The 15,490-nt window shown below is 73.4% G+C and carries 8 protein-coding genes; 3 read left to right on the top strand and 5 right to left on the bottom strand.

All coding sequences use genetic code 11. The features are described from left to right. Positions 1-24: 24 nt before the first annotated feature. Complete coding sequence (locus ACL06G_RS07010; RefSeq protein ID WP_412835588.1) at positions 25-747, bottom strand: peptidoglycan recognition protein family protein; 723 nt, start codon at positions 745-747, stop codon at positions 25-27. A gap of 147 nt (positions 748-894) precedes the next feature. Here ACL06G_RS07010 and ACL06G_RS07005 point away from each other — a divergent pair, with 147 nt between their 5' ends. Continuing rightward, positions 895-1,896, top strand: coding sequence for a universal stress protein (locus tag ACL06G_RS07005; RefSeq protein ID WP_412835587.1), 1,002 nt, complete (start codon positions 895-897; stop codon positions 1,894-1,896). 358 nt (positions 1,897-2,254) lie between these two features. Here ACL06G_RS07005 and ACL06G_RS07000 read toward each other — a convergent pair whose 3' ends face one another. Next, positions 2,255-2,425 (bottom strand): hypothetical protein, encoded by a 171-nt coding sequence (locus ACL06G_RS07000; RefSeq protein WP_412784416.1) that lies wholly within the window; start codon positions 2,423-2,425, stop codon positions 2,255-2,257. Positions 2,426-2,706: 281 nt separating this feature from the next. Here ACL06G_RS07000 and ACL06G_RS06995 point away from each other — a divergent pair, with 281 nt between their 5' ends. Together ACL06G_RS06995 and ACL06G_RS06990 are read left to right on the top strand one after the other, a co-directional pair. Continuing rightward, a complete protein-coding gene (locus tag ACL06G_RS06995) occupies positions 2,707-3,636 on the top strand; it encodes a L,D-transpeptidase family protein (RefSeq protein ID WP_412835586.1) in 930 nt (309 codons plus the stop codon). A 158-nt stretch (positions 3,637-3,794) separates the two neighbouring features. Beyond that, complete coding sequence (locus ACL06G_RS06990; RefSeq protein ID WP_412835585.1) at positions 3,795-4,469, top strand: HNH endonuclease family protein; 675 nt, start codon at positions 3,795-3,797, stop codon at positions 4,467-4,469. 80 nt (positions 4,470-4,549) lie between these two features. On the opposite strand, the gene ACL06G_RS06985 is transcribed toward ACL06G_RS06990, so the two are convergent. The 3 genes from ACL06G_RS06985 to ACL06G_RS06975 all read right to left on the bottom strand — a co-directional run bounded on the left by ACL06G_RS06985 (position 4,550) and on the right by ACL06G_RS06975 (position 15,441). Beyond that, positions 4,550-5,629, bottom strand: a complete 1,080-nt coding sequence (locus ACL06G_RS06985; protein WP_412784413.1) for a branched-chain amino acid aminotransferase — start codon at positions 5,627-5,629, stop codon at positions 4,550-4,552. Between the two features lie 59 nt (positions 5,630-5,688). Beyond that, positions 5,689-6,078 carry a nuclear transport factor 2 family protein gene (locus tag ACL06G_RS06980; RefSeq protein ID WP_412784412.1) on the bottom strand — a complete coding sequence of 130 codons (390 nt, stop codon included), beginning with the start codon at positions 6,076-6,078 and terminating at the stop codon, positions 5,689-5,691. A gap of 108 nt (positions 6,079-6,186) precedes the next feature. Beyond that, on the bottom strand, positions 6,187-15,441 hold the full coding sequence (locus ACL06G_RS06975) for a non-ribosomal peptide synthetase (RefSeq protein ID WP_412835584.1): 9,255 nt from the start codon (positions 15,439-15,441) through the stop codon (positions 6,187-6,189). Between the last annotated feature and the right edge of the window lie 49 nt (positions 15,442-15,490).

Raw genomic sequence — 15,490 nt, 5'->3', positions numbered from 1 at the left:
CGTGCCGACGGGTGCCGCCCGCCGTCACCGCAGCCGCGCCACCTCGTCACGCAGTTCGGGGAGTTGTGCTTCCAGCGCATCCCCGGGGCAGGTGGTCTCGAAGGCGTCCCGGTGCCCGGCGATCACGTCGAACCACCTGGTGGAGCCCTTCGGGTAGCGGCTCGCATCGTTCGTGGAGGTGAGCCGCACCCGGCCGTGCGGATCGTTCTCCGGCGGAAGGCGCCACGCGATGAGTGCCGCGATCGCGTCCAGCATGGGCTGCGGCACATGGGTGCCCGCGTCGAACGTGCCCAGTGCCGCGATGCCCACGGTCCGCTTGTTGAACCCCTTGGTGTGCGCGCCCCGCACCGCGTGCTCACCGCCCCCGGCCCGCCCCTCGTAGACGGTGCCGCAGCGGTCGACGAGGTAGTTGTAGCCGACGTCGTCCCACCCCTCGTACCGGATGTGGTCCGCCTCGAGGAACCGCAGCAGTCTCGGGACGTCGGCGCAGTCGTAGCCGTTGTCGTGGTCGGTGTGGTGCAGGAAGACCGCCTTCACCCGCTGCATGTGCACCGGCTTCTCCCGCACCATCGACTCGTCCGCACCCCAGTCGGCCCGCGGAACGACAGCGGGGCGCGGTGCCGCCGGCCGTTCGGCGGAACGCTGCGGCGGCTTCTCGACGACGGAGTCCGCCTGCGGGGCGCCCCACCTGAGCAGCACCGCCGCCGGCAGCAGCAGTGCGGCGAGTGCGAGTCCGGGCCGCTCCATACCGGCCAGGTTGCGGTTCTTCCTGCCGCCGCGCACAGATCGGTACGGCCGTTCGGGTGACGGCGGACCTGTCCGTGCAAAGCCCGTGCCCGCGGGTACCCGGGCCCGGCGCCGGAACTGCTCCGGCAGCGAAGGAGGCGCAGCAACGTGGCCGAGCAGGAGCAGGAGCAGGAACAGGAACAGGAGCAGACTGTCGTTTCCGTGGGACTGGACGGCTCCCCCGCGAGCGTCGCCGCCGCGCACTGGGCCGCGGCGGAGGCCGAGCGCCGTCACGTGCCGCTGCGCCTGGTGCATGCCAGGGAACCGATGCCCACCCCCGACTTCGCCCGGGAGGGTGTGGAGGAGCGTCAGGTGCGGGCCGCCCAGGAGCTCGTGGAGCGGATGCGCGAGGACGTGCTGGACCGGCACCCCGGCCTCCGGGTGACGAGCGAGGTGGTCGCGGAGGATCCCGAGGTTGCCCTGCTCCGGGTGGCGGACGCTTCGCAGATGCTGGTGCTCGGTTCCTACGGCATGCGCCGGCTCCCGAGCTTCTTCCTCGGCAGCACCAGCCTCGCCGCCGTCGCCCGCGCCGATCGCCCGGTGGTGCTGGTGCGCGTCGACGAGGATCCCGACGGGAGCGCGGAGGGCCACACCGCCGCCGGCGGTCCGCAGCCTCCGACCGCGGCAGGCCGACGCCGCGGGCACGCGGAACACGAGGAGTACGAGGTCCATCCGCACGGACCGCGGGTGGTCGTCGCCGTGGGCCTGGGGCACACCTACGAGAATCTGCTGCGGTTCGCCTTCGAGAGTGCCCGTGCCACCGGACTTCCGTTGCACGTCGTCCACGCGATCCGGCTGCCGTCCCACGTGTACGTCCCCGGCGGGCCGGTGGTGCCGCACATGGCGGTGGAGCACCGCAGGGAGGTCGAGAAGGAGGTCCGCGCCCTCGTGCAGCCCTGGGCCGAGCGCTACCCGGACGTGGAACTGCATGCGGCGCTGCGCCTGGAGGGCACCGTGCAGGCGGTGGTGCACGAGGCGGAGGGTTCGGACCTTCTGGTGGTCGGCCGGTGCCGCAAGCACCGCGCGCCGCTGGGGCCCCGGATCGGGCCCGTCGCGCACGCCGCCGTCCACCATGCGGCCTGCCCGGTCGCCGTGGTACCGCACGACTGAGGGGTTCGCACGGGCGCATCGGGCACGCACGAAGAGACCCGCCCGGTGCGACGGGGGATGCACACCGGGCGGGCCGTGCAACCGATCTTGCCCTATCGCGTCCGCGAACGCCAGGGGGTGGCCGGAACTGGTCTGTACCAGGGCGGAAATCACGGGCCGTCCGCCCGCCTCGCGACGCCGCCACCGGCACGCGGGGGGCGAGGGCGCAGTGCTCCGCTCGGCTGCGGCCCGACGTCGAACCGTGCCTTGCGGATACACGCAGCGTCACTGTTTACTCGGAAAAGCAGGTCCAGGGGTCTGACACGGGGGTGCAGACCCCTGGGCTCGGCCGCGGCGTCCGCGAGGGGCGGGTGCGGGATCAGCGCATCGCGGCGCCGCCGGAGAGCGAGTGCGTCCGGCTGAAGTCCATCACCTCGGACACGTCGCGTTCGGCCTGTTCGGCCACCCGGCGAGCTTCCTCGATCACGTCGCCCTGCTCCTGAACGAGGTCTGCGTAGATCGGCGCGTCCGCGCGTTCGGCGGTGGTCATCGTTGCGGCGTTCCTTCAGGTCGGGAGATCCGGTCGCTGCCCCGGAACCCGGGCCAGCGGTTGTCGGAGTCTACGTGCCCCGGTTCCCCGGGAGCATGCGACGGCCGGTACGAGGAACATTTCTTCCGATTGGCGAGGAATATCGCCCCGATTGACTTCGCCGCACGGACATGGCTAGAAACCTGCACGCCGTTGCCGCGGGGTGCGTGCCGAAGCCGCCCTGCCCGACGGTCGCATTCGTGCGGTCCCCTCTACTTCCCTGTCTCTCGGAGGAGTGCAGCGTGCAGGTGTCGTTCCGGCAGGTACTCGCGGCCACGGTTGCGGTGGGAGCCCTTGCGGCGACCTCCGCCTGCGGTGGTGAGGACGTCGAGGAGGTGGCGTCGGCCTCGGGGGTGACGAAGTCCGCCGAGCAGTCGGCCGAGGCCTCGCCCAGTACCTCGGACTCCGCCTCTCCCCGCGCCTCGGCGTCCGCGAGCACGTCCGCCTCGCCCTCGCCCTCGGGAGGCTCCACCGCGTCCGCCACCCCCTCCCGCACCGCGAGCGGCGACCACTCCGGCAGCGACTCCTCCGGCGGCGGCTCCGGCGGCACCTCCGCCGCTGCCGGCACCTCCGCGGGCCCCGACTTCCCGGTGCCCGTCACGGTGGGTGATGCCACGCAGCTCATCACCGTGGACTCCAACGGCTCGTACGCCACCGTCACCGCGTGGGCCAAGGGGGCCTCGGGGTGGAAGTCGGCCTTCAGCACCTCGCAGGGCCGGGTGGGTTCGAACGGTGTCGTCCCCGGCTCCTCGCGGCAGCAGGGGACCTGGACCACGCCCGGCGGCACCTACACCCTCACCGAGGGGTTCGGGGTGGAGGCGAGTAGTACGTCCATGCCGTACACCGTCGTCGACGACCGCCACTGGTGGGTGCAGGACCCCGAGTCGAAGTTCTACAACCAGATGCACACCGCGGAGGGCGCGGACTTCCCGCTCCAGGAGTCCGGTGAGCGCGGCAGCGAACATCTGGTCAACTATCCGGACCGGTACGCCAACGCGCTGGTCGTCGACTTCAACCGCCGGCCCGCCGTCCGGGGCCGCGGCGCCGGGATCTTCCTCCACATCAACGGCAGCGGCGCCACGGCCGGCTGCGTCTCCGTGCCGCGGGCGACGATGGACCGGATCATGGCGTGGATCGAACCGGGCAACCACCCCCGCATCGCCATCGACTGAGGCCGTTCCACGCCGCTGTACACCGCACGTTCACGCGACGACCCTTGTCATGGCATGCCCATGGCGTCACGCTGTTGCGCGAGACACGCCGCCGGGACGGCGGAGCGGGGCACCCCCGCGCTCCGCCGTTTCCCCCCAACTCGCCAACCGGGAGTGCCATGTCCAGCACGCGCATACCCTTTGCGCCCGCTGCGTTCAACGCGCGTCGACACGTCGCCGTGATCGCAGTACTCGTCGGCCTACTGACGTTCGCCAACCTCCTCGCGGGTCCGCCCGCCCACGCCTACCCGCCGGACCCGCCGAGCGCCTCCACGGCCCGCTCCTACCTGTCGGCGCTCACCGTGAGCTCCGAGGGTTCGATGAGCGGCTACGACCGCGACCGTTTCCCGCACTGGTCCAGCCAGGGCAACAACTGCAACACCCGCGAAGTCGTGCTGGAGCGTGACGGGTCCGACGTGGTGACCGGCGGCGACTGCTACCCCACCAGCGGCAGCTGGTACTCGGTCTACGACGGCGTCTGGTCGTACGCGCCCAGCGACATCGACATCGACCACGTCGTGCCGCTCGCCGAGGCATGGCGCTCCGGCGCCTCCGGCTGGAGCGACTCCACCCGCGAGTCCTTCGCCAACGACCTCTCCATCAGCCAGCTGATCGCGGTCACCGACAACTCCAACCAGTCCAAGAGCGACCGCGACCCCGCCGAGTGGCTCCCGCCGCGCAGCAGCTACCACTGCATGTACGCCCGCATGTGGGTCTGGGTGAAGTACGACTGGAACCTCACGGTCGACAGCGCCGAGAAGAGCGCCCTGAGCAGCATCCTCAACGGCTGCTGACACGACGCCCCGTGGGCGGGGAGGACGGACCGTTCGGCGGTTCCGTCCTCCCCGCACCGGCCGCCGCCGGCGATACCGCGTCAGGAGATGCGGTGCAGCCAGCCGTCGGGGTCGGGCAGCACACCGTGGTGCAGATCCACCAGCTTCTGCCGCATCTCCAGCGTGATCGGGCCCGGCGTGCCGTCACCGATGCGCCAGTCGCCGCCCTCGTCGTGCACCTCCCCGACCGGAGTCACCACGGCGGCCGTCCCCGAGGCGAACACCTCCGTGATGACGCCCCGCCGGCACTCGTCCCGCCACTGGTCGAGACTGATCCGCTCCTGCTTGGCGGTGTAGCCCGCGCGCTCCGCGAGCTTCAGCAGCGTGTCGCGGGTGACCCCCGGAAGCAGCGAACCGCTCAGCTCGGGAGTGACGACCTCCGCTCCCGGGCCGCTGCCCCGGACGAAGAACATGTTCATTCCGCCCATCTCCTCCACCCAGCGCCGCTCCACCGGGTCGAGCCACACCACCTGCTGGCAGCCCGCGTCCTGGGCGGCCCGCTGCGCCACGAACGATCCGGCGTAGTTCCCCGCGCACTTGACGTTCCCCGTGCCGCCGGGGATGGCACGGCTGTGCTCGTGGCTCACCCAGACCGACACGCTCTCGATGTTCGTTCCGAAGAAGCCGCCGGCGACGAACGCCATCAGCAGGTACTGGTACTCCTCCGAGGGCCGCAGCATCAGGTTGGCGTCGGTGCCGAACATGAACGGCCGCAGGTAGATGCTGTGCGCCGGGTCGTCCGAGAGCATCCCCTGGTCCGCGGTGAGGAGGTCCTCGATCGACGACACGAACGCCGCCTCCGGCAGTTCGGGCATCGCCAGCCGCCGTGCCGACCGCCGGAAGCGCCGTGCGTGGTCCCACGGCCGGAAGACGGACACCCCGCCGTCGACGCGGCGGTGGGCCTTGAGGCCCTCGAAGACCACCTGCGCGTAGTGCAGGCCGAGGGTGCCGGGGTGCAGGCTGAGATTGTCCAGCGGGCGCAGAACGGAATCGCTCCAGCCGCGGGACCTGTTCCAGTCCATCGCCACCATGTGGGCGGTGAACGCGTCTCCGTGGCCGGGGTGGGTGACCACCTGCGGGGCGGCGGAAGGGACCTGCTCCTCGGGGGCTGTCAGAGTCATGGGATGTCCTCTCGGTCGTGAGGTTCTCGGGGTGGAAAGGGGAGCGGGGGCGCGGGCCCTCAGACGAGCGGTGCGAAGAAGAAGGTGTCCCGCCGGCTGAAGCGGCCGTCGTCGGCGAGCTGGAAGAAGTCGGCGAACCGCAGGCTCACCGTGCTCTCGTCCCTGAGGACACCGTTGAACTCGCCGTGCACCGCGATTCGGGAGCCGTGGTCGACGACCGTGTCGAGCGTGTGCCGGCCTTCCTTGATGACACGTTCGCCGGAGTAGAAGCTGGTCATCGCCTCGTGCCCCACCATCGGCGGGTAGCCGGGCCGGTGGTAGGTGGCATCCGGGGTGAACAGCGAGACGAGGCCGGTGACGTCGCCGCTGTCGACCAGCTCGTAGTAGTGCCGGACGGTGCCCTCGGCGGTGTCGACGGCAGTGGACGGGGCGGGTGATTCGACGGTCATGTCGGGCTCCTTTGCCTGGACGTGGAACGTGTGGTGCCGGTCCGTCGGAACGGTGGTGCGGTCGGAAGGTCGTTGGTCGGGGAGGCGCCGGTCCGGGGACGCCGGGGGTCAGCCGCCCACGGCTGCCGGTGTCCTGGCGCGTGCGGCGAGCAGGTCGGCGAGGACCTCGCCGACCCGGTCCACCGGGCCGGGGCGTGCCATCTCCCCGTGACGGCAGCCCACGGGGTGCACGCCGAGCCGCCCGCCGATGTGCGGGCGCCACAACCCCGGTCGGGGCGAGGCGGCGGTCTTGTCGGCCGTGGCGACGAACAGCTCCATGTCGCCGTCGAACGGTCGCGGGGAGAACTCCTGCTGGAGTCGCCGGTTGTTGGCGAACACCGTGCTCAGCCGCTCCACCCCGCGGGTGCCGTGGTCCGCCAGCGGACCGTCCCCCGACAGCGCCTCCGTCACCCGGGCGAGCGTGGTCCGGCCGTCGGCAGGGGGCCGGTGCCCCAGCGAGGTGAGAAGTGCGTTCAGGGACTCCGGCGAATCCGCGGCCGGTGCCGGCCCGGACGGCACTCCCGCGCCCGGCGGATAGCCGTCCAGCACCGCCAGCAGCGCGACCGGTTCCCCCTCCTCGCGGAGGCGTGTGGCGAGCGCGTGCGCCACCAGACCCCCGAAGGACCAGCCGAGCAGGTGGTACGGGCCCTGCGGCTGCACGCGGCGGAGCTGCGCCGCGTAGTCGTCGACCAGCGCGGCGAGGCTCGTGGCCGGAGCGTCGGTCCCCGTGAGGCCACGCGCCTGCAGGGCGTACACCGGGCGACCGTCCGGGACGTGGCGCAGCAGTCCCGAGTACACCCAGCCGATACCGGCGGCGGGGTGCACGCAGAACAGCGGGGGCGGGCCGTCGGCCGTGCCGCGGCGCAACGGGAGGACCACGTCCAGCGGGCCGGAGGCGGTGGTGTCCGGAGCGGTACCGCCACTGCGCCGGGCACCGGCCACGCGGGCCGCGAGTTCGGCGACGGTCGGAGCCTCGAACAGTGTTCTCAGGCCCAGTTCGACGCCGAAGGCCTCCCGCACCGTGTGCATCAGCCGGGTGGCGAGCAGGGAGTGGCCGCCGAGGTCGAAGAAGTCGCTGTCCACGCCATCCACCGCGGTGCCCAGCAGCTCGGAGTACAGGGCGCACAGCCGCCGTTCGGTCGCGTCCCCGGGCGGCCGCCCGCCCGTGCCGCCGCCCCACCGGGGAGCGGGCAGTGCGGAGCGGTCCAGTTTGCCGCTCGGGGAGAGCGGAATCTCCGCCAGCGGCACCACCGCGGCGGGCACCATGTGCGCGGGCAGTGCGTCGGCGGCGTACCGCCGCACCTCCTCGGGGTCCGCGGTCCCGCACACGTAGGCCACCAGCCTCGGGTCGCCGGGCCGGTCCTCCCGCACCGTCGCCGCGGCCTGCCGCACGTCGGGGTGCCCGGCCAGGACCTGCGCCACCTCACCGGGTTCGATGCGGAAGCCGCGCAGCTTCACCTGGTCGTCGGTGCGGCCGAGGAACTCCAGCACGCCGTCGCGGTGCCGGCGCACCAGGTCGCCCGTGCGGTACATCCGGTCGCCGCCGCCGTGGGGGTCGGCGACGAACCGCTCGGCGGTAAGCGCCGGCCTCCCCAGGTAGCCGCGTGCCAACTGGACACCGGCCAAATAGAGTTCACCGGGCACTCCCGGAGGCACCGGGCGCAGCATGCGGTCCAGCACATGCACCCGGGTGTTCCAGACGGGCGTGCCGATCGGGACGGTGGATGTCCCCCGCGCTCCGTCCTCGGCGGTGTACGGGTGGGCGGTCACGTCCACCGCCGCCTCGGTCGGTCCGTACAGGTTGTGGAGGGCCGCCGCCGGGCCCAGTACCCGCACGGCGCGTTCCGCCAGTGCACCGGGCAGCGCCTCCCCGCTGCAGATCACCCGCCGCAGCGAGGAACAGCGTGCCGCCCCCGGCTCCGCCAGGAACGCCTCCAGCATGGAGGGCACGAAGTGCACGGTGGTGACGTGCCGTCGGCGCACCAGTCCGGCCAGGTACTCCGGATCCCGGTGCCCGCCCGGGCGTGCCACCACCAGCGTCGCGCCGAAAGCGAGCGGCCAGAAGAACTCCCACACCGACACGTCGAAGCTGGACGGCGTCTTCTGGAGCACCGCCTCGCCCGAGGCGAGACCGTAGGCGTCCTGCATCCAGCACAGGCGGTTGACGATCGCGTCGTGCGGAACGGTGACGCCCTTCGGCCGCCCGGTCGACCCCGAGGTGTAGAGGACGTACGCCGGGTGGCGGGGCTCCGCTTCGGGCAGCGCCGCCGCCGACGGCGGTTCGAGCCGCAGCTCCGCGAGCGACTCGGCGGTCAGGTGCACCACCGGCTCCGCGTCCGCCAGCATCGCCGCCACCCGCTCACGCGGGTAGTCGGGGTCGACCGGCAGATACGCGGCACCGCACTTGTGCACCGCGTACAGCGCGACGACCAGATCCAGCGACCGCGGCAGCGCCACGGCGACGATGCGTTCCGGCCGGGCCCCGCGGCGGTGCAGCCGGCGGGCGAGGCGCTCCGCGCGCTCGTCGAGCTCCCGGTACGTCAGCGTCTCCTCCTCGAAGACCACCGCGGTGGCCTCCGGAGTGCGCCGCACCTGAGCCGAGAAGAGGGCAGGCAGGGTGGCGGCGGGGACGGGGACCCCGGTGTCGTTGCCCTCGCGCAGCACCCGGCGTTCGTCCTCGTCCAGCAGCTCCGCCTCGTGCAGCCGCAGTCCAGGGTCGGCGGCGACGGCGGCGAGCAGCCGCCGGAGCCGCCCGCCGAGCGCCTCGACGGTCGCCCGGTCGAAGAGGTCCGTCCGGTAGCCGATGCCGGCCTCGATGCCGTCCGGCAGGCCGTCGGCGCTGCGGCGCTCCCGCAGGCCGACGGTGAGGTCGAACGCGGTGGTGCCGCCCGAGGACGGGACGGCGTCGACACGGAGTCCCGGCAGGCCGAGACGGGCCGACCCCGCGTTCTGCAGCACCAGCAGCACCTGCACCAGCGGATGCCGGGCCAGGGAACGGGAGGGGTTGAGTTCCTCGACCAGCTGCTCGAACGGCACGTCCTGGTTGCTGAACGCCGCCAGGTCCGCCTCTCGCACGCGTTCCAGCAGCTCACCGAACGACGGGTCGCCCGCGGTGTCGGTGCGCAGGACGAGGGTGTTGACGAAGAAGCCCACCAGATCGTCCAGCGCCGGGTCGGTACGCCCGGCCACCGGAGTGCCCACGGCCACGTCCGTTCCCGCACCGAGCCGTGTCAGCAGCGCGGCGAGCGCCGCATGGGCGACCATGAAGAGCGTCGCGCCCTGCTCCCGGGCCACCGCCACCAGGGCGCGGTGCACCTCCGCGTCCAGCTCGAACGGCACCAGCCCGGCACCGTGCCCCGCCGTCGCCGGGCGCGGCCGGTCGGTGGGCAGCGCCAGTTCCTCGGGCAGGCCCCGCAGGGCGGAACGCCAGTGCGCGAGCTGCCTCCCTCCGGCACTGCCCGGGTCGTCCGGGTCCCCGAGCAGTTCGCGCTGCCACAGGGTGTAGTCCGCGTACTGCACCGGCAGCGGCGTCCACTCCGGCTCCCCGCCCGCGCGACGTGCCGCGTACGCGGCTGCCAGATCCCGGGTCAGCGGCCCGAGGGACCAGCCGTCGCTGACGATGTGGTGCATCACCAGGACGAGCAGGTGGTCCTCGGCGCCCCGCCGCAGCAGCGAGGCCCGGAAGGGCAGGTCGCGGGTGACGTCGAACGGGCGGGACACCAGGTCGACGACCACCGCGTCGCTCCCGGCGGCGTCGACCTCGAGCACTTCCAGGCCCGGACCGGCCTCGGCCGCGGGCACCACGACCTGGTGGGGCTCGCCGGCGTCCTCCGGGAAGACCGTGCGCAGCGCCTCGTGACGGGACACGACATCACCCAGCGCCGCGTCGAGCGCCGGCCGGTCCAGGGCGCCACCCAGCCGGAACACCGCGGGCACCGTGTAGGTGGCCGTGTCGCCCTCCAGCCGGTTGACGAACCACAGGCGCCGCTGCGCCGGCGACAGCGGCAGACGTGCGGGGCGGTCCGTGGGCCGCAGCGCGGGGCGCGCGGGGTCGGCCTGCGCGAGCCTGCCCGCCAGTCCGGCCGGCGTCGGCGCCCGGAACAGGTCGCGCACCGCGAGGTCGGCGCCCAGCGCGGCACCGATCCGCGCCGTCAGGCGGGTGGCGAGCAGCGAATGGCCGCCGAGGGCGAAGAAGTCGTCGTCCACGCCCACACCGCCGGGCACATCGAGTACTTCGGCGAACAGCTCGCACAGGATCTCCTCCTGCCCGGTCCGCGGAGCGCGGCCGGCGGACTCCCGGCGGGGACGCGGCAGAGCCGCCCGGTCCAGCTTGCCGTTGGGTGTCAGCGGGAGAGTGTCGAGCGCCACCAGGTCGGCGGGCACCATGTAGGCGGGAAGGCTCTTCAGCAGGTGCTCCCGCAGCTCCTCCGACGTGGCCCGGGGAGCGACGACGTAGCCGGCCAGCCGCCGGTCGCCCGGACGGTCCTCGCGGACCACGACCACGGCCTGCGCGACCCTGGGATGGGCGGCCAGTACGGCCTCGATCTCGCCCGGTTCGATGCGGTAGCCGCGAATCTTGACCTGGTGGTCGGTACGGCCGACGAAGTGCAGCGTCCCGTCGTGGCCCCGGCGGACCAGGTCGCCCGTGCGGTACATGCGCTCGCCGGGCGCGCCGAACGGGCAGGCGGAGAAGCGCTGGGCGGTGAGCCCCGGGCGCCCCAGGTAGCCGCGTGCCAGACCCGTCCCGGCCAGGTACAGCTCACCCGTGATGCCCGGTGGGACGGCGCCCAGATGCTCGTCGAGGACGTAGGCCCGCGTGTTGTCCACCGGACGTCCGATCGCCGGGGAGGAGTCGCCGCCCGTGCTCCGGGCCGCCACGTCGCCCGCAGTGGCGACCACGGTGAACTCCGTCGGACCGTAGTGGTTCACCACACGGAACGGCAGGTCGGCCGAGGGCCGGCGCCGCAGCGCGTCGCCCCCCGTGAGCACGGCCCGCAGGCTGCCTTGCGCCAGCGACGGATGGTCCAGCACGGTCTCCAGACGGGGCGTCGGGAGGAAGCACAGCGTCAGACCGGCGTCGGCGGTCCAGGCCGCCAGGGCGTCCGGATCGTCCAGGGTGTCCTGGGACGGCAGGTGCACCGAGGCACCCGCGCACAGGTACGGCCACACCTCCCAGACGGCCGCGTCGAACCCCAGGGCGGCGGTCTGCCCCGCCCTGTCGTCGGATGTGACGGCATAGCTGTCGTTGTGCCACCGCACGAGGTCGTACAGCGCCCGGTGTTCGACGACCACCCCCTTCGGGCGGCCGGTCGATCCGGAGGTGTAGATCACGTAGGCCGCGTCCCTCCCGGAGGGAGCGGTGGCCACCGCGGTGCCGGGCTGCGCGGCCAACAGCCCTTCCTCCTCGAGGAACACGAAGCGGGGCCCCGCGGACGGTGCCGAGGCGTCCGCCGCCCCGATGGCCGCGGCGAGGGAGCGCCGGGACACCACCACGCCGGCCGCGGTGTCCGCCAGCACGAACGCGGAACGCTCCGCCGGATGCCGCGGGTCCAGCGGGACGTAGGCCGCTCCGGTCCGGAGCGTGGCCAGCATGGCGACGACGAGGTCGGCGGAGCGCTCCAGGCAGATGCCGACGACACCGCCCCGGCCGACGCCCAGAGCGAGCAGGTGGTGCGCCAACCGGTTGGCCCGGTCGTCGAGTTCCGCGTAGCCGACGGTTCCGGAGGCGTCGACCAGGGCCACCGCACCGGGCGTGAGCGCAGCGCGTTCCGCGATCAGTTGCGGGACGGTGCGGCCCTCCTCGCGCGGCGCGCCGGTCGCGTTCCAGCCGTCGAGCGCCCGGCGGAGTTCCTCTCCGCTCAGTATCTCCAGCTGCCCCAGCGGCCGGTCCGGGTCCGCCGCGGCCGCCGTCAGCAGAGCCGTCACCCGACGTGCCAGGCCGTCGGCGTCGCGCTGGTCGAACAGGCCCGTGTCGTACTCCAGACCGCAGTCGATCCCGGCGGGGGACCCGTCCTCGCCGCGGCGGTCCGTGAAGGCGAAGGTGAGGTCGAACTTCACCGTGCCCGTACCCACCGGTTCCCAGGAGCCCGCCAGGTCCCCCGGGCCGCTCCCTTCGATGCCGTCGACCTGCCCGTCCTGGAGCACGAGCATGGTCTGGAACAGCGGATTGCGGCCCGGTGTGCGCTGCGGGTTGAGTTCTTCGACGAGGCGGTCGAAGGGGATGTCCTGGTGGGTGTAGGCGGTGAGGTCGGTGTCGCGTACGCGGTGGAGGAGTTCGCGGAAGGTGGGGTTGCCGGAGGTGTCGGTGCGCAGGACGAGGGTGTTGACGAAGAAGCCGACGAGGTCGTCGAGGGCTTGGTCGGTGCGTCCTGCGACGGGGGTGCCGAGGGGGATGTCGGTGCCGGCGCCGAGTCGGGTGAGGAGTGCGGCGAGGGCGGCGTGCAGGACCATGAAGACGGTGGTGCCGGTCTCCCGCGCCAACGCCACCACCTGCTGGTGGACGTCCGCGGGCAACTGCGCGCCGACCACGGCACCGAGGCGGTCGGCGTCGTCGGAACGCCGGCCCGTGACGGGGAGGGCGAGTTCCTCGGGCAGGCCGGCGAGGGCGGTGCGCCAGTGGTCGAGCTGGGTGGCGAGCACGCTGCCGGGGTCGTCGGCGTCGCCGAGCATGTCCTGCTGCCAGAGGGTGTAGTCGGCGTACTGGACGGGCAGCGGCTGCCAGCCGGGCGCGGCTCCGGCCAGCCGTGCGGTGTAGGCGGTGTCCAGGTCGCGGAGCAGCACCTCGCGCGACCAGCCGTCGCTGGCGATGTGGTGCAGCACGAGCACCAGCACGTGCTCGTCCGGGGCGCATCGCAGGAGCCGGGCGGTGAACGGCGGCTCGACCGCCAGGTCGAACACGTGCCGGGCAGCCTCCCGCAGCCGGTCCGACAGGCGCTCCGCGGCGCACTCCTCCACGGCGAGCGGGTACGGCCCCGTGGGTGGAGCCGACACCTCCTGCCGCGGTGTGCCGCCGGACTGCGGGAAGACGGTGCGGAGGACCTCGTGCCGGGCGATCAGATCCCCCAGCGCCGCCGCCAGGCACTCCCGGTCCAGGACGCCCCGCAGCCGGAGCGCGTACGGGGAGTTGTACGTCGTCGCTCCGTCGGCCGAGTCGGTGAGGAACCACAACCGCTGCTGGGCGTACGAGAGCGGGAGCGGGCCGACGCGTTCGGCGCGGCGCAGCGCCGGCCGGGCCCGGACCGCGGTGTCCGCGGCCGCGGCGAGCGCCGCGGGGGTGCGCAGCCGGAACAGGTCGCCGACCGTCAGCTCCACGTCCAGAGCGGACCTGACGCGGCTCAGCAGCCGCATCGCGAGCAGTGAGTGCCCGCCCAGCGCGAAGAAGTCGTCCTCCGCCCCGACCGCACCCCGGCCCAGAACTTCCGCGAACAGCCCGCACACGATCTCCTCGCGGGGCGTACGGGCGGCGCGCTCCGTGCCGGCCGCAGCGTAATCCGGAGCGGGCAGCGCACGGTGGTCCAGCTTCCCGTTGGCGGTGAGGGGCAGTTCGTCCAGCGCCACGAACGCGGCCGGGACCAGGTGCTGCGGCAGCAGCTCCGCGGCACGTGCGGCGAGCCCGGAGGGGAGACCCTCGCCGTGCGGCACCACGTACGCGACGAGACGCGGGTCCCCGGGCCGGTCCTCCCGGACGCGCACGGCGGCTTGCCGCACCCCGGGATGCCCCGTGAGCACCGCCTGCACCTCGGCCGGCTCGACGCGGAAGCCGCGGATCTTCACCTGCTCGTCGGCCCGCCCGAGGTACTCGAGCACACCGTCCGCACGCCAGCGCACCAGATCGCCGGTGCGGTACATGCGGCTCCCGGGAGGGCCGTACGGATCGGCGACGAACCGCTCCGCGGTCGCGGCGGGTCGGTTCAGATAGCCGAGCGCGAGCCCGGTCCCCGACAGGTGGAGCTCGCCGGGAACACCGGGCGGCACCCGGCGGAGCGACGCGTCCAGCACCTGTGCCCGCTTGCCCGCCACGGGCCGGCCGACGGGGATGCTGCCGCGCGCGACGTCCGCCTCGGACACGGCGTGGACGGTGGAGAAGCCCATGCTCTCGGCGGGACCGTAGCCGTTGCCGACCCGGACGTGCCCGAACGCGCGGAGCACCCGCGCCACGTGCGTCACCGAGGCCGCCTCACCACCGGTGAACGCGGCGGTGAGTCGCGGCAGCATCTCCGGGTGCTCGTCCACCAGATGGTTGAAGAGGCCCGCGGACGCCTTGAGCACCGTCACCCCGTGCTCCTCGGCGAGCCGCGCGATCAGCAGCGGGTCCGGACGCTGCCCCGGCTGCAGGACACAGGTGGCGCCGCCCATGAGCGGGCCGAGAAGCTCCGTCGCGAACGCGTCCCAGGACAGCGGGGCGCACTGCAGCCACACCTCGCCCGGGCCGAACGGCGCGTAGTCCTGGCCGCACAGGGTGCCGGTCAACGCGCGGTGCGGTGCCACGACCCCCTTCGGAGCGCCCGTGGAACCCGAGGTGAACATCACGCAGGCCGCTGCGTCGGGCGCCACGACGACCGCGGGCGGGGTCACCGGGCACGCGGCGAGCGCGGACCGCTCCTCCGCCAGGCACAGCGCGGACGCCCCCGTACCGGACAGCCACCCCGGAGCGGCGTCCGCCGTCACGACCAGCGCGGGCCGGGTCGCCGCGACCACCGCGGACAGCCGCCCGTCCGGGAAGTCGGGGTCGAGCAGGGTGTAGGCGGCACCGCAGGCCAGCGTCCCGAGCAGGCAGCTCACCAGGTCCGCCGAGCGCTCCAGGTGCAGGGCCACGATGTCGCCGTGCCCCACACCGCACTTCCGCAGCCGATGCGCGAAGCGGTGCGCCTCGTCGCTCAGTTCCGCGAACCGCAGCGTCCGTCCGCCGTCGACCAGCGCCACGGCCCCCGGGGTGCGCGCCACCTGTTCGGCGAACCGCTCCGTCACCGTCGCGGAGGCGGTGGCGGGAACGTCCGTGCCGCTCCACTCCGCCAGCGCGGCCGACTCCCGCGCCGTCGTCAGCTCCACGTCCTCCAGGCGCCTGTCGGGCTCGGCCGCCACACCCTCCAGCAGCAGGCCCAGCCGGTCTGCGAGGCCGGCGACCGTCGCGGCGTCGTACAGGTCGGTGGCGTAGCCGACCGCCCACTCCAGTCCGGCGGGGGAACCGTCCGCGCCGCGCAACTCCTCGACCCCGAACGTCAGGTCGAACTTCGCCGTGCCGGTGCCGAGCGGCGCCGGCTCCGAGCGCAGCCCCGGCGCGAGGTCGGAACTGCCCTCCCCGGCACCCGACTTGAGGACCAGCATGACCTGGAACAGCGGATTGCGGCCCGGCGCGCGGGTGGGGTTGAGCTCC

The sequence above is a fragment of the Streptomyces callyspongiae genome, from assembly GCF_047200695.1.
Taxonomy (GTDB): Bacteria; Actinomycetota; Actinomycetes; order Streptomycetales; family Streptomycetaceae; genus Streptomyces.
Note: the sequence above shows the minus strand (reverse complement) of the source record. Positions and strands in the feature narration are given on the sequence as shown.

Bases quoted from the DNA above. Each gene is read 5' to 3' on its own strand.
- ACL06G_RS06975 (WP_412835584.1), bottom strand. From the start codon at position 15,441: ATGCTGGTCCTCAAGTCGGGTGCCGGGGAGGGCAGTTCCGACCTCGCG.
- ACL06G_RS06985 (WP_412784413.1), bottom strand. From the start codon at position 5,629: ATGACTCTGACAGCCCCCGAGGAGCAGGTCCCTTCCGCCGCCCCGCAG.
- ACL06G_RS06980 (WP_412784412.1), bottom strand. From the start codon at position 6,078: ATGACCGTCGAATCACCCGCCCCGTCCACTGCCGTCGACACCGCCGAG.
- ACL06G_RS07010 (WP_412835588.1), bottom strand. From the start codon at position 747: ATGGAGCGGCCCGGACTCGCACTCGCCGCACTGCTGCTGCCGGCGGCG.
- ACL06G_RS06990 (WP_412835585.1), top strand. From the start codon at position 3,795: ATGTCCAGCACGCGCATACCCTTTGCGCCCGCTGCGTTCAACGCGCGT.
- ACL06G_RS07000 (WP_412784416.1), bottom strand. From the start codon at position 2,425: ATGACCACCGCCGAACGCGCGGACGCGCCGATCTACGCAGACCTCGTT.